Annotated in this window: 12 protein-coding genes and 2 pseudogenes; 5 read left to right on the top strand and 9 right to left on the bottom strand. The window is 43.4% G+C overall.

Annotated elements, in window-relative coordinates:
- Positions 1-400: 400 nt before the first annotated feature.
- Together NO352_RS10675 and NO352_RS10680 are read left to right on the top strand one after the other, a co-directional pair.
- Positions 401-2,296, top strand: coding sequence for a hypothetical protein (locus tag NO352_RS10675; RefSeq protein WP_289355607.1), 1,896 nt, complete (start codon positions 401-403; stop codon positions 2,294-2,296).
- 41 nt (positions 2,297-2,337) lie between these two features.
- The gene (locus NO352_RS10680; protein WP_289355608.1) at positions 2,338-3,291 is read left to right on the top strand and encodes a hypothetical protein; all 954 of its coding nucleotides are present in this window, start codon (positions 2,338-2,340) and stop codon (positions 3,289-3,291) included.
- A 605-nt stretch (positions 3,292-3,896) separates the two neighbouring features.
- Here NO352_RS10680 and ppsA read toward each other — a convergent pair.
- The 5 genes from ppsA to NO352_RS10705 form a co-directional block, all read right to left on the bottom strand.
- A complete protein-coding gene (ppsA, locus tag NO352_RS10685) occupies positions 3,897-6,485 on the bottom strand; it encodes a phosphoenolpyruvate synthase (protein ID WP_289355609.1) in 2,589 nt (862 codons plus the stop codon).
- A 12-nt stretch (positions 6,486-6,497) separates the two neighbouring features.
- Positions 6,498-7,544 (bottom strand): Cfr family 23S rRNA (adenine(2503)-C(8))-methyltransferase, encoded by a 1,047-nt coding sequence (locus tag NO352_RS10690; protein WP_289355610.1) that lies wholly within the window; start codon positions 7,542-7,544, stop codon positions 6,498-6,500.
- 254 nt (positions 7,545-7,798) lie between these two features.
- Positions 7,799-9,283, bottom strand: a complete 1,485-nt coding sequence (locus tag NO352_RS10695; protein ID WP_289355611.1) for an Lsa family ABC-F type ribosomal protection protein — start codon at positions 9,281-9,283, stop codon at positions 7,799-7,801.
- Between the two features lie 383 nt (positions 9,284-9,666).
- Positions 9,667-10,479 carry a response regulator gene (locus tag NO352_RS10700; protein ID WP_268599901.1) on the bottom strand — a complete coding sequence of 271 codons (813 nt, stop codon included), beginning with the start codon at positions 10,477-10,479 and terminating at the stop codon, positions 9,667-9,669.
- A complete protein-coding gene (locus tag NO352_RS10705; protein WP_268599902.1) occupies positions 10,463-12,067 on the bottom strand; it encodes an ATP-binding protein in 1,605 nt (534 codons plus the stop codon). Before NO352_RS10705 ends, NO352_RS10700 begins: the two co-directional genes overlap by 17 nt.
- An 86-nt stretch (positions 12,068-12,153) precedes the next feature.
- Between NO352_RS10705 and NO352_RS10710 the strand changes: the two genes are divergently transcribed.
- Entirely contained in the window at positions 12,154-13,188 is a 1,035-nt protein-coding gene (locus NO352_RS10710) for a DctP family TRAP transporter solute-binding subunit (protein WP_005550636.1), read from the top strand.
- Between the two features lie 108 nt (positions 13,189-13,296).
- Positions 13,297-14,568 (top strand): dicarboxylate/amino acid:cation symporter, encoded by a 1,272-nt coding sequence (locus tag NO352_RS10715; RefSeq protein ID WP_289355613.1) that lies wholly within the window; start codon positions 13,297-13,299, stop codon positions 14,566-14,568.
- Between the two features lie 106 nt (positions 14,569-14,674).
- Here NO352_RS10715 and NO352_RS10720 read toward each other — a convergent pair.
- Both NO352_RS10720 and NO352_RS10725 read right to left on the bottom strand, forming a co-directional pair.
- Positions 14,675-14,837 (bottom strand): annotated as a pseudogene (locus tag NO352_RS10720) (PEP-utilizing enzyme); the annotation flags it as partial.
- A pseudogene (locus NO352_RS10725) lies at positions 14,837-15,090 on the bottom strand (hypothetical protein); the annotation flags it as partial. The pseudogenes NO352_RS10720 and NO352_RS10725, both read right to left, overlap by 1 nt.
- A 160-nt stretch (positions 15,091-15,250) precedes the next feature.
- On the opposite strand from NO352_RS10725, the gene NO352_RS10730 reads away from it, so the two are divergent.
- Positions 15,251-15,931 carry a DUF4386 domain-containing protein gene (locus NO352_RS10730; protein ID WP_289355614.1) on the top strand — a complete coding sequence of 227 codons (681 nt, stop codon included), beginning with the start codon at positions 15,251-15,253 and terminating at the stop codon, positions 15,929-15,931.
- Positions 15,932-16,318: 387 nt separating this feature from the next.
- Here NO352_RS10730 and NO352_RS10735 read toward each other — a convergent pair whose 3' ends face one another.
- Positions 16,319-17,434, bottom strand: coding sequence for a glycoside hydrolase family 88 protein (locus tag NO352_RS10735; RefSeq protein ID WP_005550218.1), 1,116 nt, complete (start codon positions 17,432-17,434; stop codon positions 16,319-16,321).
- 5 nt (positions 17,435-17,439) lie between these two features.
- Complete coding sequence (locus NO352_RS10740; RefSeq protein ID WP_289355615.1) at positions 17,440-19,095, bottom strand: response regulator transcription factor; 1,656 nt, start codon at positions 19,093-19,095, stop codon at positions 17,440-17,442.
- Position 19,096: the final 1 nt, after the last annotated feature.

Consider the following 19,096-nt stretch of genomic DNA (forward strand, 5'->3'; position numbering starts at 1 on the left):
TCCACATCCGCGACGCCATACATTGCAATTGCTAACTAGGCTATCCGCCCTTTTATCCATATTTCAAGAATTTTATGGATACGATTCTTCTCAGACGGAAATTATCTTCTTTATTTTTTATTCTCGTTCAAACTTTTTTACAAAGGATCAGAGTTTGTTATAAATGATCAAACTTTATTTTAAATATAAAGTAGTGACAAACGTTATTTAATTCTAAAGTAATGACGCCAAAAAAGTCACAGAGGTATACACGTTGAATTCATTTGAATTCGGCGTTTTTTGTGTGAACTCGCAACATTATTATTTTGTATAATATAGTGTAATATGGTAAATATTATTATTTATTAATGCAAACCACGTTAGCCTGCAGCCCAGTGAACAGAAAAGGAGTCGTTCATTTATGGCACGTATTCGTTTAAATTTTCGTAGCCTTACGTTATTTGAAGACGAGGAATGGGGAGACACGCACATGGCAATGTACGCTACTGTTCGTGATAGCTCCGGTACGCCGTTGGCAGCTTTTCAATGGAACAATCTTGGAAGAGAAGTTGACGAAACGACTACATATAGTTTAGCTATCGATCCGGCAAATAACAATGTGATTGACGTTGATCTATCCTCGTGGGCCACAATTCAAGTTTCGGCTTTTACGCATGATGACAACGCTTGGCCAAATTCAGACGACAACGAGAATCAACTTGGTTCGGCCTCAAAAACAATCGATTCTCGCGTTCTGAGTTCACTAGGTACCCTGACGCTTGGTCCAACACGAACGGACAACGGCAATACGGGCTACCTTGTCACGCTCGAAGCTTCACTTATTGCGGAACCATCTCCGGCTGAGGTTAGAATCCAATTGGATAATCTCATTCTGTATGAGGATGAGGAATGGGGAAGTACACATATGGCTATTTACATGCACGCACAAGCTCCGGAACAAAACGGACGTCCTGCCTTCCACCAAGAGATCTTCCGTTGGAACAATGCCGATAAGGAAGTGGACGAAGTTAATTCTTACCCTTTGAACAACGGTTTGGATTCAACTACTATCCGGTTAACCTTGAACGGACCTACCGTCATCTGGGTAGAGGGTTACGCCGATGATGATCGGAACTGGCCCTCAAGAGAGGGGCATGAAAATTCCCTTGGACAAGCGCTGATTACGATCGACCCTAGTGATCTAAGCACATTAGGACGGCGTCAACTAGGACCTACTAGCACGGACAACGACAATACAGGTTACGTAATTAACTTGATGGTAGATGTGCTTCCACCTGCCGGTGATGGTCCCAGCCTTTCCGTTATTGGACTTGAGGTTACTCAAGCCATTCAACACTTTGCTAGCGCGCTCGGCCCTGACAATTCTGTACCATTGGTAGCGAACAAAGTCACGCTCGTCAGGGCGTATTTGGACTCCGGGCTCGCCGCTGGCGGTACGATTGATAATGTAACAGGAACTCTCACAATCTCTGGGGCAACTTACCGAACAATTCAATCTATCGTTCCAATGACCGCAAAACCGGCGTCGGCCATCAATAGAGCAAACTTCTCGGACACCCTGAATTTTATCATCCCCGCTGAGATTGCAAACGGTACTTTGAATCTTACTGTTCAAGCCACCGTAGGTGGAAATTTCAGTGCACCGATACAAACATCGGTCTCGTTTACAGCAGTGAAACAACTGGATATCCTCATGATTCGTATTGCAAGTAATGGTGTTCCTGCTCCGAGTCAAGCTAGTTACTTTGCGGCAGTGAATCAACTTCCATTAATCTATCCTATTCCGACTGATCCCGGACAGGCAATACGATATTGGATCATCCCAGGATCTGAGGTGGTGATGAATACACACGACTTAAACACTGACGATGGCATGCATGATCTATTAGATGACCTGGAAGATATTCAAGAAGAAACTTCCGAAGAAAAAAAAGCATATGCTCTCATCCCAAATAACGTGTCTATGCGCCGTTTTGGAACATCGCGTAAATGGGACAATGTAGCATTGGGCTGTTCTTACATCATGGAATCGGTGGGCCATGAACTTGGGCACCTATATGGTCTGGATCATGCTCCATGCGGAACATCAGGGAATTATCCGAAAGATACTGATGACGATTTTGTGCCAGTAAATGGTTTAATCGGTGAGGTAGGTGTGGACGTAGTCGGTAAAGTTGCATTCTCACCAACCGTCAGCGACTTTATGAGTTATTGTGGAAGTCTTGGATTACCTTATGAGAATCAGTGGATCAGCGCCTATCATTGGAACAAGCTCTTTCAAAATTTTCGGGAATAGTGATGATGCACATAGAGCCTTAAAAAGGAGGAATTATCGCCATGACAAATGAACATCTTATCGCTAGTCGTGAATTTGAAGCCCCCTTCGTTCGAGTTCGCGGCCGTTTGTCTCGCAACGATGACGTTCGCTGGAGTCCATGTATTCGAACGTACCGGCAACCCCAAGGACTCCAGTTTCCGGATCCAGTAGAGCATGTTGATACCATAAAGACCACTAATTGGACGCATGACTATTGGATTCTGTTTGAGGATGGCCAAGGAAATGTCCTCGCCCGTGCTCTGGCACAACCTGATTTTTTTGCAGAAGATCAGGAATGGGGCACTTTTGTCCAACGACTTCCCTATCACCGTCAGACAGCACGCGTTGTTTTACGCAAAGGGAGCAAAGAAATCGGGGTGTTGAATGTAACACAGAGGCTGCCGGATTTCGTGCTCTATCATCCGATTAAGACGAGTGATATCGATCCTCTGGGTATCTTGCATCTTCGATGGGAAGAAAAATCGGGACATAATAAGAAAACTCCCTACACCTACTATGTTAGATTCTCTCATGACCATGAACACTGGGTACGGCCTGGGGTCAATCTAAGAAAAACAGAATTTGACTTAGATTTACGCCAAATGCCAGGTGGTAAACATTGTGTGGCTCAGGTGATTGCGACCAATGGTTATCAAACAGCATACGTCGAGACGCGACCTTTTGAACTTCCTTATAAACCGGCCGAAATTCTGCTGGGAGATACTTCGGGTCCTCTCTTGTTTGCACAGGGGTTTTCTAGACAACATGGTCCTATTCAAGGTGAAAACATTACATGGTTGATGGATGGTAAAAAAATCGTGGGCATGGGAAGTACATTTGATGTAAGAAAACTAAGGTCGATCCATCGTTTGTTGGTAAGAGTTCAAGAGCCTTCTGGAGATATCGTCAGTATGGATTTGGGGTTGTATGATGGTGATACCGGCTTGATAGTTCGCCCTAGAGCAGGCTTCTAATGCAGTAATCTGCCAATTCAAGGGCTTGTTAACTAACTACTCTTCAAAATCAAAAGTCGACGATTCATTACAAATTATAATGAGTCATCGGCTTTTGTGCTATGTACATGAATATAACTTATCTGTAGACATTACCTATTACCATCAGGAGCGTTTTTTCATTCCATTAGGTAAATCCATTATTAGGATCAATTTAAACAAAAAATTCGCTTGGTAAACATCAAGCAGTATGTGCAGCGGATTAAGATGGCTACAATTACCGATATCCAGACCTCTGAGAATTAATGGATCCTGTTTTGCGGGTTTGTAGGTTTGAAATTAAACAACTTTAAGGGTTAAAGTAAAAAGAAGGTGGTTTTTAAAGGGCATCGAATTATCAAGACCTAAATCGTAAAAAGTCATAAAAAATAGAGGGTGATACTTATTAGACATGATTATATGTATCACCCATTTACATCTTGTTCTACATACGCGCCCGATTGTTAAAGATCAGTGGCTGCTGTATATGGCTCGCACTTATTGAACACTAGCTACCCGTTGTTAGATGGTTTTTCATATAAGAAAAGCACCCATATGACAAGGTTATTACTTGACGTACTCAGCCATTACAATATTTCGATATACCCTTCTGTTCCATGCACGCGAATTCGTTGTCCATCTTGGATCAGCTTGGTAGCGTTCTCTACACCAACAACTGCTGGCAAGCCATATTCCCGTGCGATAACGGCTCCATGGGTCATCAGTCCGCCAACTTCGGTGACGAGACCCTTGATAGATACAAACAAGGGGGTCCAGCTAGGATCCGTAAAAGCGGTGACTAATATATCTCCATCTTCTAGATCAGCATCTTCCAATTTCAAGATGACACGTGCGCGTCCCTCTATTACCCCGGCAGACACAGGCAGACCTACTAATGCTCCAGACGGGAGATTTTCTCGTTTGTACTCCCCTGCAATGATTTCACCATCAGACGTGATAACACGTGGCGGAGTTAATTTTTCATAATAGTTGTAATCATCTTTCCGTTTGCTGATGATGTGGTAATCCAGTTTATTTGTGCGTACAACCTCGTGAAGTTCCTCCAAAGTGAGATAGAAGATATCTTCTTTTTCATGAATGATGCCCGCTTGTATGAGTTGTTCGGCTTCTTTCAGCAAAGCCTGTTTATACACGAAGTAACGATTAACCATGACGTATTTCGGATATTCCCTATACCCACTGTAATTCCGGATGAAGTCGATCGTTTGTTTTGTTTCTTTCGCTTTTTGTTCGCCATCCGGCAATTGCTTTAATCGTTCCAACAACTCTTGTTCTTTTTTCAAAGCTTCTTGCTGCCCTTGCTCAAATTTCCGCTGGCTCGCATTAGGCTCAAAGTTTTTGATGTTGCCAAGAATCAACGGGACAATCGTAATTGGTTTTTCGATCCAGCGCGTTCTGGTAAGATCGATTTCTCCGGCACATCGCATTCCGTATTTGTCGAGATAAGCATAGATCGCGTCTCGGGCTTTCTGCCCGCCATCCAACGTAAGCAGTTCATCCAAAAAGTGCTCATCTTTGACATGTTGCAAATATTCAATGATCTCCGGATAAGGACGGATCACATCTGCGACATCCAATAGCGCCAGACCCATTTCCGAAGTAATATTGTCCGGTACAGATTGAGAAAGTGTATCTGCTGCGTGTTTTTCACCTAACCACTCGTTCATATTTGCATTGATCCATGTTGCAGCATCCATTGCAGCCAGAATCACACGTAAACTCTGCGGATCAAATACAAACATCTTTAATTGCTCGAGATCTTCAAGAATAAAATCAAACAAATCCGATCCTGATTTCGTTTGGATATTTTGTTTCAACGCTTCGATCGATGCTTGGCTACGCTGAATCAAATCAGGAACGATTGACGGATTGTTTTCAATTTCACGAATCGTATCTGTAATGCTTTTGATTGGACTTGGTGTTATATTCTCATCTGGTAACGTTTTTATAAAGTCTCGCTCTATTATGGTCATCAGTGCGTCTTTGATAAGCGGATCGGATTGACCCAGGTAATGTAATGTATTGTCTCTGCTAGCCAGCATGGGTGTCACATCAACAAACAATCTGCCACCGGCTTTACGCATGGGTGCTGGATTGGTTAACTGGAAAAAAGACAATCCCAGCGGTTTCATGGGATCGGTCATCATTTGTTGGTGACCGACAGAGACATAAACGCGATTTTCCTGATCATTCGCTTCTGGAATCGGGTATAATGTCGTGATTGGCCGACTCTGGACAATGTAAAAGGTATCATCAACCAGGCACCACTCGATATCTTGCGGGCAACCAAAATAGGCTTCGATATGCCTTCCGATGCGTGCTAGTTGCAAGATTTGTTGCTCCGTAAGAGTTTGAGTCTTTTGCTGCTCAGGATCGATCTGTTGTGTCTCTATTCCGCCTTCTTTACGTCCATAGATCGCTAATTTTTTGGCCGCGATCCTCTTCTCGATGATCTCTCCTTCCTTTACTATATAACAATCGGCAGAGACCAGGCCAGAGACCAGTGCTTCTCCAAGTCCATAACTGGCATCAATGGATATCACCTTACGGTTAGAAGTAATCGGATCAGCGGTAAATAATATCCCTGATGCTTGTGGGAACACCATTCTTTGAACAATAACAGCTAAATAAACGTGACTGTGGTCGAATCCATTTTGCATCCGGTAAATGACTGCGCGATCCGTAAATAGGGAGGCCCAACATTTGCTGATATGCTGCAGGATGGCTTCTTTGCCGATAAGATGTAAATAGGTGTCTTGTTGACCAGCAAAAGAGGCATGCGGCAAATCTTCAGCAGTCGCACTAGAACGCACGGCATATGCATGTTCCTCGCCAAACCGGGAGAGATATTGAGTTACTTCTTTCACTACATCAGAAGGAATTTCTACTTCCAAAAGGATTTGTCGAATCTCCCTACTGATTTCACCAATTTGATCTCGATCTTCTACGTGTAGCATCGTTAGTCGATTGAGCAAAGCATGGTACGTTTCGTTTTGCTCGATTGCTTTTTGATATCCTGCTGTTGTCACACAAAATCCTTCCGGTACTTGTATTCCCTCCATTTTTGATAACTCCCCTACATTCAACCCTTTTCCGCCAACGAGCAATAGCTGTGTATTTTTCATTTCCTGAAAATCGAGAACGAAAGTATTCATTCCATATCTCTCCTATCCATTCATATTAGAATCAGCTCGGTATAACTGACCACATGCCGCATTAATATCTGCTCCGAATTGAGTTCGGATCGTTACATTCACGCCGTACATTTTCAACGTCCGCACGAACGTTTCGATCCTCTCTGGATCAGATGGCAAGTAGCTCTGAGGCGTCACATCTGTAGAATTGTAGGGAATGAGGTTCACATGGTAGAGGTGTTCCCAACATCCTCTTCCCCTCAAATGAGCGGCAAGTGCTTTCGCATGCTCCGTCGAGTCGTTGAACCCTTGAAGAAGAATATACGCGATATACACCTTTCTTCCCGTATGTTGGATATGGCGATCTAATGCATTCAGCACGTCGCGAAGCGGAAAACGCTTATTAATCGGCATCAGTTCGTTCCGTTGTTCGTCGAACGGCGAATGCAGCGAGAAGGTTAGATTGACCTGAGGAAACTCCCGCGTCAACCTATCGATTCCTGGCAACAGGCCGATGGTTGAAATCGTAATCCTTCGATGTCCTAAACCGAAGAGATGCGGGTTAGTCAAAATCGCCAGCGCTTCGAAAAGGTGCGGGTTGGCGAGCGCCTCCCCCATGCCCATGAAGGACACGCTGTCCAAGGCATGGCCGTTCAAGTGAAAGTGAAGCAATTGATCGGTAATTTCGTCGGCAGTCAGATTTCGTTTCAGGCCGATGGTACCCGTGGCGCAAAAACGGCACCCGAACCCGCAGCCGCACTGCGTGGAAATACAATACGATTTCCATCCCCGTTTATAGGAGAGTCTTACAGCCTCTACGCGTTCGCCGCCACCGATGGCAAACAGCACCTTGCTGACCTGCTGTGATGTGAGTTCCTTTACCGGAATAACGCTGGAGACGTTCGGACCAAGCGTCCGGGCCAACTCTTCTCGCAAAAATGCAGGCAGTATAGTGATCCGTTCGTATTCAGCAACTTTTTGTTCGAAAATAGCATCTATAATTTGCCTATACCGGTACGTAGGCTGCTTGAAGTCGGACAAGATCTGCCTAATCGTTTCATATTTCGAGGTTGGTTTCATGTGTTCTCCTTACCGCCGGAGAAATACATGAAAAGCAACCGTCATCCGGCGCTTTCATGCGTCTTTAACCAACTAAACACGATGCGTTCGCTGATAGAATCGCTATGTGCATCTGTCGATAGATTGGTAAACCTCCGGCAACAGATCTATTTTTTTGTGAACCGGGTCAGCCGGTAGGAACCGGTTCACAGTATCATCTACAACCTCAACCTCAATGATCATCGTTTTCATCCTCCTATAGTTTATTAAACCTGTTAAACGTTCAATTCCACAGTTTTAGTTGCGATATGTTTGCAAAACTCGCTGTCGTGCTCCACAAAAAGGATCGTTGGCGAATGTTCCAGCAGCAGTTCTTCGATTTGCATCCTGGAAATGACGTCAATAAAATTAAGCGGTTCGTCCCAAATATGCAAATGAGCGTGTTCGCAGAGGCTTTTCGCAATCAGAACTTTCTTCTTCTGACCGCCGCTATAAGAAGCGATGTCCTTTTCAAATTGCAAGCGTGAAAAATCGAGTTTTCTCAAAATCGCTTTGAACAAGCTTTCGTCAATCTCGCTGGATCTGGCGAATTCCGACAAATTGCCCTGCAACTGCGAGGTATCTTGTGAAACGTAGGAAATTTTCAACTGACTCCCTTTTCGAACCGCGCCGGTATAAGGAATCTCCTCGCCGCAAATCAGTTTGAGCAAGCTGGATTTGCCTGAGCCGTTCGGACCGGAGAGCACGATGCGATCCCCTTGCTCGATAGTAAAGCTAATGTCGTTGCACACGTTCTTTTCACCATAATGAATCGAAACGCGGTCAAGCTCAACCAATTGATGTTTATGATAAGTCATCTGCGATATTTTCAAACTTTCCGAGCTGTCGACATTTCTCAGAAGCTGGGATCTATCCTCGATAGCGGAGTTCTGTCTCTGCTCGATCGATTTGGATCGCTTCATCATTTTGGCGGCCTTGTGGCCGATGTATCCTTTGTCGACCTTGGAGCCGGAGTTGCGGGTGCCGTTTTTCGTTTTTTCTACCTCGTGAGACCAGTTGCTCGTTCGCTTGGCCGCTTCGGACAGCCTCTTAATGTCCTTCCTCAGCTTCTCGTTCTCAGCCAATTCGAAATTGTCCTGTCTTTGTTTATTCTCCCACCAGTCTGAAAAAGTTCCGTTCTGGATTTCGATATTGGTCTTATTGATCGAAATAATGTGATCCACACAATTGTCGAGAAACGCCCGATCATGTGACACCAATATAAACCCGCTCTTGCCGTTCAAATAATCACTTACCAGCTTCCGAGCATGCAGATCAAGATGATTGGTCGGCTCGTCGATAAGCAAAAAGCTGTTTTCCTTCAAAAACAGGACTGCGAGCATTACCTTCGTCTGTTCTCCGTTGGATAACGAGTTGAATGGTCGGTACAACACATCCTCTGACATTTTCAGCAGCGAAAACTCGCGCATAAGCTGCCAGTGCTCATAGTCCGGATAGATGTCTGCTACCACGTCGAATGTATAATGTTCCTTGTGTTCGACGTGGAACGGGAAATACTCGAAACTGACATTAGAGGAAATCGTTCCGCTGTATTCATACTTGCCAAGCAGCAGGTTGAGAAACGTAGTCTTGCCCCGGCCGTTCCGCCCCGTAAAGCCCAATTTCCAGTTGGTATCGATTTGTAAACTTACATGCTCAAAAATGTTGTCGTAGCTGCCGTCATAGGCAAACGTCAAGTTTGTTACCTTGATCAATGACATTCCAGAAACCTCCTTGGTCACAAATAAAAAAGAGCTGCAAGAAAGTTGATCTTTCTTACAGCTCAAAAAAATAAAACAAATCCAACCCTACGCAGAGTCAGATAAGAATATATTCTTTGAGTGAAAAGAATAAGGTAACTTTCTTGCCAATAAAGAACAAAACAGCACAAATAGAACTTGTTTTATTCTTTAAACGTTAGCAAGAAATTTTACATTATCCTCTTCAACTCCTATCGTAAGTGTTAGCGCAATATTAACATACCAGATATTTCATTGCAATAAGCAATGGCAACCTTCATCTGCTTCATGAGTCATTAGCCTACCCACTTTGGTGTTACATTTTCATTTGTAATTGTAAGATTCACGATAAGGCGTGTTTCGGATTATTTTAGTCTTTTTGGTCTTGAATGAAGCGTATACCGATTAATTGGTCGCCCTACGCCTCCATAATTCACCTCTAGATAGACATATCCTATCTTTGACAAATATTCAAGGTATCTTCTTGCTGTCACTCTTGCAATCCCAACCCCTTCGGCTGTTTCTTCTGCGGATAGCTTCCCACCTTTATCAGCCATTACTGCAAGCACTTGTTTAAGTGTTACTGGATTTAATCCCTTTGGCAGTTCTTCCGTAGGTATAAACAATTCAGCAGGTGGTGATGATTCGATAACGTTCATCTCTTGTATTACACTCTGCCCTAATAGAGAAGATCCATCGTTCACAGTGCTATCCGTTCGGATCTCATCTCCCATTTGCAGAATGCGATCAAGCTGCTCTTGGGTAACTGTATGATCGTCGGTTAACGTCTCGTATCGATCACGATAACGTTCCAATGTCCGTCTAACCCGCTCTAGTTTAAAAGGCTTGATAATATAATCTACTGCACCGTTTCGCATCATCGCTCGTAATGTTTCCGTCTCTTTAGCAGCCGTAACTACGATCACATCCACTGGTAGATCACGCGCCCTAATTTCCTGCAGCGTACTAATTCCATCAAATGAAGGCATAAACACATCCAGAAAGATTAGATCCGGCTTCAGTTCTTCGATCATCCGCAAGCCATCCTGACCGTTGCCTGCCGTCCCAATAACTTTATAACCATTCACCCCTTCGATGAACATGCGGTTCACTTCCTGAACCATTGGATCATCTTCAATCAGCAATACTTGCACGATATGTTTACATTGCTCCTGCATCTCTTGCCGCCTCCTTCATCGGAAAAACGATTTCCATTGATGTTCCGAGTCCTGGGGAGGATTCACACCGAAGTAGCCCTTTACCTTTTGCGATAATCCCACTTATCAGAAATAGGCCTATTCCACGATGCTCTCCACTTTTGGTCGAGAAGCTGCGTTCCAGCATTCTTGCTTTCGTGTCTTCTGTCATACCACAGCCATTATCCTCAACTAAGATCGATAAATAATCTTCATCTTGCCCAATGTACAGATACACTGCCTTCTGATCAACCTTGATATTGGAAAGTGCATCAAATGCATTTTCAATCAAATTGCCTACCAGCAGCACGATATCTCGTCGATCAAGCGAATCTGGAAATTGACGCAAACCGCAATTCGGATCGATGATCACATCTATATCAAGCTCATTTCCTCGACTGATCTTACCAAGCAGTAAGCCTGCAACTCCATCATCCTCAAAATGCTCCTGCATAAATCTTGTTGTCTCTTCATGTTGATCAGATACCTCAAACAAATATCTTAATGCTTCTTCATGTTTTCCAAGCTGGAGAAGCCCAGCAACGGTATGCATTTTATTCATATGCTCATGATTTTGGGCTCGCAAGGCATTCACAAATTCTCGCACACCTGTCAGTTCTTCTGCCATATGCGTAACCTCCGTTCGGTCTTGGAAAATCGCTATGGCTCCCTGTGTAATACCCTGCTCGATTATGGGTATTCGATTGCTCCAGATGAGCGTATCGCCAACCAGCAATTCGTGGTTCAAGAGCGGTGTTTTTACCTTAAGTACCTCGGGCAAGCGAGAATCGGGAATCACATCCCAAATGTTCAGTCCAATCACATCCTTGGACACGCCAAAAATGTGCTTGGCCCGTTCATTGAAAATCGTGATTCGCTCCTTGCTGTCGATGGCGATTACTCCTTCATGCATAGCTTGGAATGCAGCCGTGTGCTCACGAAACATCGAGGCAATTTCATGCGGCTCTAAATTATACATCTCTTTCTTGATATGTTTAGCAAGCATCGCTGAGCCCATCATTCCAAACGAAAGCGCCAATATAATCATTACCATAACCGATCTGAGCTGCTCGGGAAAAATATCCTTCATGGTAGGCAGAAGTCCTCCTGCCATTACAACGCCAACCTGCTCATGCTTCGCGTTCATGATCGGCACGAATGCCCGCAAGCCAACACCTGCTTCACCTTTTACTTTGGAAACGTACATATGCTCAGCAAAAGCTGCATCCGCATCGTCGCCACTAAAATAAGTTCCTATTCGGTCCGATAGAGGATGCGATAAGCGCTTGCGATTCATATCCAGCACGACAATATAATCAGCCTCATTCAGCATGCGAATTTTGTCAGCAACGGGAGCAATATGCTCAGCTCCATTCTGCTGATTGATATATTCTGCCACTCCCGGTAGATTAGCAACGGTTTGGGCAGTCGTAATCAGCCGTTGACGTAAGCTCTCTTCTTTGACGCTAGTCAAGCTTCCAAGCAAGACCTCTACAGCAATAAGGAGGGAGAACAGAACCAAACCGAATGAAAGCAAAATAATTTTCCAGTAGATTCCTATTCGGTTCAAGTCTAGCGCCCTCCTTTTCGAAATATTTACCTTTATCTGCTATTGTGCAATAATAAGTCTAATTTAGCAACTGGGAGGAGACAAATTTGAAAGCGATTGCAAGTATTGGAATGTTCATTATTGTTGGATTGTTAGCTGCATATCTCGTCGGATATCAACCAAACTGGAATGAACAGCTCTATCAGGATGATGAACAAACTGGACTTAAGCAACGGATCGTCATCAAATTCAGTCATGTAGTTGCTGAGAACACACCAAAGGGCCTCGCTGCAGCTGAATTCGCTGATCTAGTAAAGAAGAAATCAAAGGATCGCGTCGAGATACAAGTGTTCCCAAATGGCATGCTATATGGTGAGAATAATGAAGTTGCTGCACTTCAGCGTGGTGATATTCAAATGATAGCCCCATCCTTCTCAACTATGAGCGAGATCGATCCAGCATGGCTAGTAATGGATCTGCCATTTGCTTTCAAAGATCAGAATGAGGTTGAAAGCAAGCTGAATGGTTCGCTTGGAGACAAGCTATTCCAAACGCTTAAACCGCATGGCATGAAGGGAGTCGCCTTCTGGTCCAATGGCTTTAAACAAGTGACGAACAATGTACGGCCTATTCTGGGGCCTCGAGATTTCAAAGGACTAAAGTTTCGCATACAACCAAGTCCATTAATTGAACGGCACATGAAGAACTGGGGAGGGAAGACAAGTGTTATTCCTTTTAACGACGCTTATCGCAATCTAGCCGACGGCTCAGTAGATGGTCAGGAAAACACGATATCGAATATCGTAAGCAAACGCCTCTACCAAGTGCAGAAATATATGACGATTAGCAATCATGGTTATTTGGGCTATGCCGTTATTTTCAACAAATCCTTCTGGGATAGCCTGCCTTCTGATGTGCAACAGCTGCTCATGGAAGCACTGGATGAAACAACAGAGCAGGCAAATAAGAAAGCAGCTAGAAATGAGACGCATATGAACGAGATTAATACGAACCAGAATTTGCAGATTTCCATATTAACGAAAGAACAAACAGCGGAATGGAGGATAGCCTCAAAGGAGCTTTATAAAGATTTCGCAATGAAAATCGGGGCTGATGTAATGAGCGAAATCTCTGGGCCTTAAAGACCAAAAAGAACAATATGACCATATGCTTGTCACCTTCTCCCCTCTCTCTTACACTTAAGCACATCGAATAAAGCGCTTACAATGGTGAAAGCGAGGGGTAAGAACATGAAGATAAAAAAAATCATGAAAAACATGACCGTTCAAGTATTATTCGCGATTCTTCTTGGGGTTCTCTTCGGACAATTTTTCCCTAAATATGCCGTTGAACTGAAGGTGCTTGGAGACATCTTTATCAAGCTTATTAAGATGGTAATTGCACCAATCATCTTCTTCACCGTCGTACATGGAATCGCAAGTATGGGCGATATGAAAAAGGTCGGTCGCATCGGTGGTAAGGCATTACTGTACTTTGAGATTGTAACAACCATAGCACTTGCAATTGGTCTACTTGTAGTAAATATAGTTAAGCCAGGCTCTGGAATCGATATTTCAAAGGCTACAGGTGACGTTGCACAATATGCGGAGAAAGCGCATGAGAATAGTGTAATGGGCTTCATCATGAACATCGTGCCTGATAATGTTATCGGGGCTTTTGCTAGCGGTGAGCTTCTTCCGGTATTGTTATTTGCAGTCCTGTTTGGTTTTGCTCTAACAGCTATTGGTGAAAAAGGGCAAGCCATCATTTCATTATTCGATAAGCTCTCACACGTATTTTTTGGTATCGTAAATATCATTATGAAGGTTTCACCAATTGCCGCCTTTGGTGCAATGTCATATACGGTTGGCAAATTTGGTCTTGGCTCGTTGTTCACACTTGGCAAGCTGATGGGTTCTGTTTATTTGACCATGTTCCTATTTATAATCGTCGTACTCGGATTCATCGCCAAAGCATTCGGATTCAACATCTTCAAGTTTATCTCTTACATTAAAGAAGAAATCTTACTAGTGCTTGGTACCTCTTCATCCGAATCTGCTCTGCCGCGAATGATGTCAAAGCTCGAGAAATACGGTGCTTCCAAATCCGTCGTGGGACTCGTTATTCCAACAGGATACTCATTCAACCTAGACGGTACATCGATTTATCTGTCAATGGCTGCGCTATTTGTCGCTCAGGTATCTGGTGTTGATCTAAGCATTTGGCAGCAAATTACCCTTCTGTTCGTATTGATGCTAACTTCCAAAGGTGCTGCTGGGGTTACAGGATCAGGATTCATTACACTAGCTGCAACTTTAGCTGCTTTCCCATCAATTCCGATCGCAGGCATGGCCCTACTGCTGGGTGTTGACCGTTTCATGTCCGAAGCTCGCGCAATAACGAATTTGATCGGAAATGGTGTAGCAACAGTAGTTATCGCCAAGATGGAGAATGAATTTGATCCGAATCGATTAGAAGCTGATGAGTCTGCTGTAACGAGCAGCAACATTGCATATAATTAAGGCTTTCAGAAATAGAATGCGATTATTTATAATTGTAAAAAGGATGAGTTTAAATCCATCAACAAATGTGGATCTTGCTCATCCTTTTTGTTTATACGCTGCTGTTTTACAATATTTCGATATCCCCTTCTGTTCCATGCACGCGAATTAATGGTCCATCTCTGCTCAGCCTGGTAGCAATTCTCTACACCAACAACTGTTGGCAAGCCATATGCCCGTGCGATAACGGCCCCATGGGTCATCAATCCGCCAACTTCGGTGACGTGGCCATTGTATAGATAAACAGAAAAGCAGAGTACGCGTCTTGGGTCTCCTGTCCACCCTTCAACTGAATCAGTCCATCACAAAAGTTAATCATAATCACATTATGTAAACTATTGGTGACTTCCCGATAAGGGCGGATTACATCTGCGACATCCAACAGCGCCAGACCCATTTCCGAAGTAATCATTGTTAGGTACAGATTGAGAAAGCATATCTGCTGCGTTTTTCATCTAGCCACTCGTTCATGTTTTCATTGATCTGTTTGAAACCCTTGTGACGCCTTCCCTTCATTGCGTTTACACTCCAACTTGATTGATACAACTTTACTTAGAAATTCTTCCCGACCCTGTCATGTCAGTAAGCGACTCGGAGTATTTTGATAGTAGACCCCACGATAGATATGAAAAGGAGGTTCATTATGCTGAGGAAGAGTATCCATTCAAGTAGAAAGTCTACTGTAATGGTTGGGTTGTTATTCATAGTCGGGTTGGTGGCAGGGATATGTAGTGTTGTGCCTGTTATTGATGGAGCAGACTACCTGGTCAACGCTTCTTCAAATGAAAGTCAAGTACTGATAGGAGCGTTTTCACAGTTGTTAATGGTTGTTGCCTATGTTGGGATTCCGATTTTGCTGTATCCGATATTAAGCAAGCGTCATAAAGGTTTAGCTCTTGGTTCTGTTGCTTGCGGCATAATCGCGGGTGTGTTCATTATGATTGGAGTTATCATTCTGCTGCTGTTACTGACAGTAAGTCAAGAATTTGCAACAGTTGATGCTCTGAACGTATCCTATTTCCACACCCTGGGCGAATTGTTGCGGGACGGTCGTGATTTGGTGAATCATGTAGCGACAACACTGGCCTTTGTCTTAGCCATGTTCTTATTCAACTGCCTATTTTACCAAACAAAATTAGTTCCGTGTTGGTTGTCAATTTCAGGTGTTATTGGGTCAATATTATCCCTATTGGCAAGCCTATTATTTATGATTCGAGTCATCGGTCTGGATGCTGCCTACATGATGCTGAACATTCCAATTGCCATTCAGCAATTGGTTCTGGCTATATGGCTAATCGTGAAAGGATTCAATCGGGCGGAATAAGATTCTGTATTCTAAATAAGATGAAAAACGATGCATTTTATACGATACGACAGCTCCTCATCATACTCCGGTTCTTCGCCGTTGTTTGGCATTACCTCGAACACATCTATAATATTCTCCAAAGACTCACCCAGTTCAATAAAAAACCAGCGGTAGTCTTTGACTGAATTATTGAGTCTTAGACTGCCACTGGTTTATTGAATGTGCTATGTCAATGCGCATTTCATAAAAAGCGCCCCCTTCAAAGCGATCCGTAAAGATGCATGGTAACAAATGATGATTTTTTCTAATCATCATGGAACCATAACCCATTAAATAATCAGGAGTTGCTATGGCCTGATTACAGCAAGCTCAAGAACTCCGAAATTCCGCTTAGGTTCATTTACATTACCAATAGCTTCTAATTCCACATTGCAGACGAATCAAAGCCTCAAAATAATAATAATCTCCCCAAATCATGTAATCATCCGGCCCACGATCTCCTCTAACGTGATAAGAGCCATGCTGCAGTAAACCTTCTGCATCTGGCATATTCATTGTGGAATAGTTTGCAACAAGTGACTCCATCTGTTCATGCAGCGATTGGGTGAAATACTCACGATCTGGATCTTCCACATCAAGCAGACCGTTCAGCTCAATCAAACCGCAGGCAACGATTGCAGAAGCAGAGCTGTCACGAGGCGTTGACGCTTCAACTGGAACGTCAAAATCCCAATAAGCAACATGATCCTCTGGCAGATGATCGATAAAATATTTTGCCATACGCTTAGAGGCAACAAGGAAGTCAGGATCTTGCGTATATCGATAAGCAAGCGCAAAGCCATAGACACCCCAAGCTTGACCTCGTGTCCAGGTTGAGCCATCCTGATAGCCCTGATGTGTGCCTCCGCGCAGAGCATTGCCATTCTCCTGATCGAAATAGAAGGTATGGTAGGAAGAGGAATCGCCTCTAACTAGAAAACGCAAGCTCTTGCGTGCATGCTTATACGCAATATCATAGTATTCCTGTTCACCTGTCTGCTCATATGCAAAGAACAATAACGGAAGATTCAGCATGCAATCAATAATGATTCTGCCGCCGTTCTCAGGATCTCCTTCTTTGCCCCATGCTTGAATAATGCCCATCTTCGGGCGCCACCGATTCGCAAGCACACGTGCTGCCTGCAAGGCTACCTGCTTTGCTTCTTCACTCTTTGTTATGCGATACTGGGCAACGGCAGATAGTGAATAGAGAAAGCCGATGTCATGATGATCCAAATCCACATGATGATCTAAACGATACTTAAAGTTCTCCAAGAACTTTTCCGCTGCTTCTTTATAATAGGAATCTTGATTATATTCATACGCCAGCCATATCATCCCGATATAGAAGCCCTCGATCCAATCGTTGTTCTCTCCCCATTCATAGCACTTGTCTCCCGTAATATGAGGAAGCAATCCTGGGTGATTGCGCAGATTATTTGCTATTTTCGCCTGTGCATCTTCAATTGCTTTACGCCACATGAGTTCTACTCCCCTGCCAGTTTAAAGTTTATTGACTCTTCCATCATCCTCTGTGATTTGTCCCAGGAGACAAACTCTCTTGGTGTTGTTCCTACATCACGCTTAAATAGTTTAATGAAATAGCTTTTGTTCGAATAACCGAGCAAATCTGAGATTTCCTCTACCGTTTTGTTCGATTGCAGCAGAAGCTCCTTTGCCTTCTGAAGTTTGACTCGATTCACATACTCTATAAAATTGATATTCAACTCTCGCTTAAACAGCCGACTGAAATAACTCGAGTTGAGATTTAAATAGCTGGCCATCTCCTCTAGCGTTATCCGCTCCGAAACATGCTGAATGACATATTGCTGCGCCTTAATCACTTCCGGACGCGAAGATATTGTAATCTCGCTTAATTTAGCAGCCATACGTGATAAGTAGTCTAGGAACCACTCCGATAAATGCGACAAGGTTACGATTTGGCTTATGGTTAAATAGAGCTTTTCATCGGAAAACTCGCTTTGAAAATGAAGTGTAACTTTTATTTTCATATGTAAATCCAAAAGTAATTGCAACACCCATTCTTTTACATAATCAGGATGAAAACGAGAGGATCTCACCCAATTCGACCAATCTTGTATTGTCATCATGAGTCCAGACTGATTCTTAGCTGCGATATGCTCGCTAAACATGGAATAATACTTTGCATACTCTTGATACATATCAACTTTGCTGAATTCCTGTTTTGACCATGTGCTCACGCTGGATTCCGCACTATAAAATCTATGCTCCAACTCCTGCAGCATAGGAAGCAGAGCATCTTGAATTTCTTTGGGTTTGCTTACCGTTCGACCAATGAAGCCGGATACATGGATTTTTATGTATTGTTTGATGTTGGTAATGCAGGTCTGCATCATGTGATAAACATAGGACTGCTCAACACTCGGATCATCCGTTAAATAGAGAACAACCAAATCGCGACTATTATAGTTAAAAATAACGAAATTCCCTTTGTCGCTCAGAATCTCCTGAAGCACATTCTCCACCGCAAAAATAATCGTATGATCATTCAATCTGTGCACACGAGTCATCTCATTCAACCGATCTACAGAGAGGATCATGGTGACGTACTGTTTTGATTGAAGATTAATACCATTTAATCCTGCCTTCTCAATCCAAGCATGCTTCGACCAGGCATTTTGATACAGGGTATCCTTCAAAAATTTGTTTCTGACAGCAGTCTGATTCATTTTGCCTAATTGCTTGTAATGTTGAAATTCAGCTAATTGATCCTGTTTGGAGCATAATCGATGGGTTATCTTCTTTAAAATCTGCTCTAGTTGCTCCACTTCCAAGCTTTCTTTCAAAATATAGTCCTGAACATTCAACTTAAGTGCTTTTTGAGCGTAATGAAATTCATCATGGCAGGATATAATGATCGCCGCAAAGTCAGGGTTAATTGAGCTATACTCCGCAATCAGTTCGAGTCCGTTCATTTTCGGCATGCCAATATCCGTAATCACGATATCTGGCAATCGCTCGCACATACGAATCGCTTCCAACGCTTCTAACCCATTGGAATACGTACCGAGCAATTCGATGTGAAGCTGTTTCCATTTGACGGCTTGAGACAAATATTGAAGAACAGGGTAATCATCATCTACTACAATCGCTGTAAACATT

Source organism: Paenibacillus sp. S-12, from assembly GCF_030363895.1.
Classification (GTDB): Bacteria; Bacillota; Bacilli; order Paenibacillales; family Paenibacillaceae; genus Paenibacillus_B; species Paenibacillus_B alvei.

Bases quoted from the DNA above. Each gene is read 5' to 3' on its own strand.
- NO352_RS10675 (WP_289355607.1), top strand. From the start codon at position 401: ATGGCACGTATTCGTTTAAATTTTCGTAGCCTTACGTTATTTGAAGAC.
- NO352_RS10680 (WP_289355608.1), top strand. From the start codon at position 2,338: ATGACAAATGAACATCTTATCGCTAGTCGTGAATTTGAAGCCCCCTTC.
- ppsA (WP_289355609.1), bottom strand. From the start codon at position 6,485: ATGAATACTTTCGTTCTCGATTTTCAGGAAATGAAAAATACACAGCTA.
- NO352_RS10690 (WP_289355610.1), bottom strand. From the start codon at position 7,544: ATGAAACCAACCTCGAAATATGAAACGATTAGGCAGATCTTGTCCGAC.
- NO352_RS10695 (WP_289355611.1), bottom strand. From the start codon at position 9,283: ATGTCATTGATCAAGGTAACAAACTTGACGTTTGCCTATGACGGCAGC.
- NO352_RS10700 (WP_268599901.1), bottom strand. From the start codon at position 10,479: ATGCAGGAGCAATGTAAACATATCGTGCAAGTATTGCTGATTGAAGAT.
- NO352_RS10715 (WP_289355613.1), top strand. From the start codon at position 13,297: ATGAAGATAAAAAAAATCATGAAAAACATGACCGTTCAAGTATTATTC.
- NO352_RS10730 (WP_289355614.1), top strand. From the start codon at position 15,251: ATGCTGAGGAAGAGTATCCATTCAAGTAGAAAGTCTACTGTAATGGTT.
- NO352_RS10735 (WP_005550218.1), bottom strand. From the start codon at position 17,434: ATGTGGCGTAAAGCAATTGAAGATGCACAGGCGAAAATAGCAAATAAT.
- NO352_RS10740 (WP_289355615.1), bottom strand. From the start codon at position 19,095: ATGTTTACAGCGATTGTAGTAGATGATGATTACCCTGTTCTTCAATAT.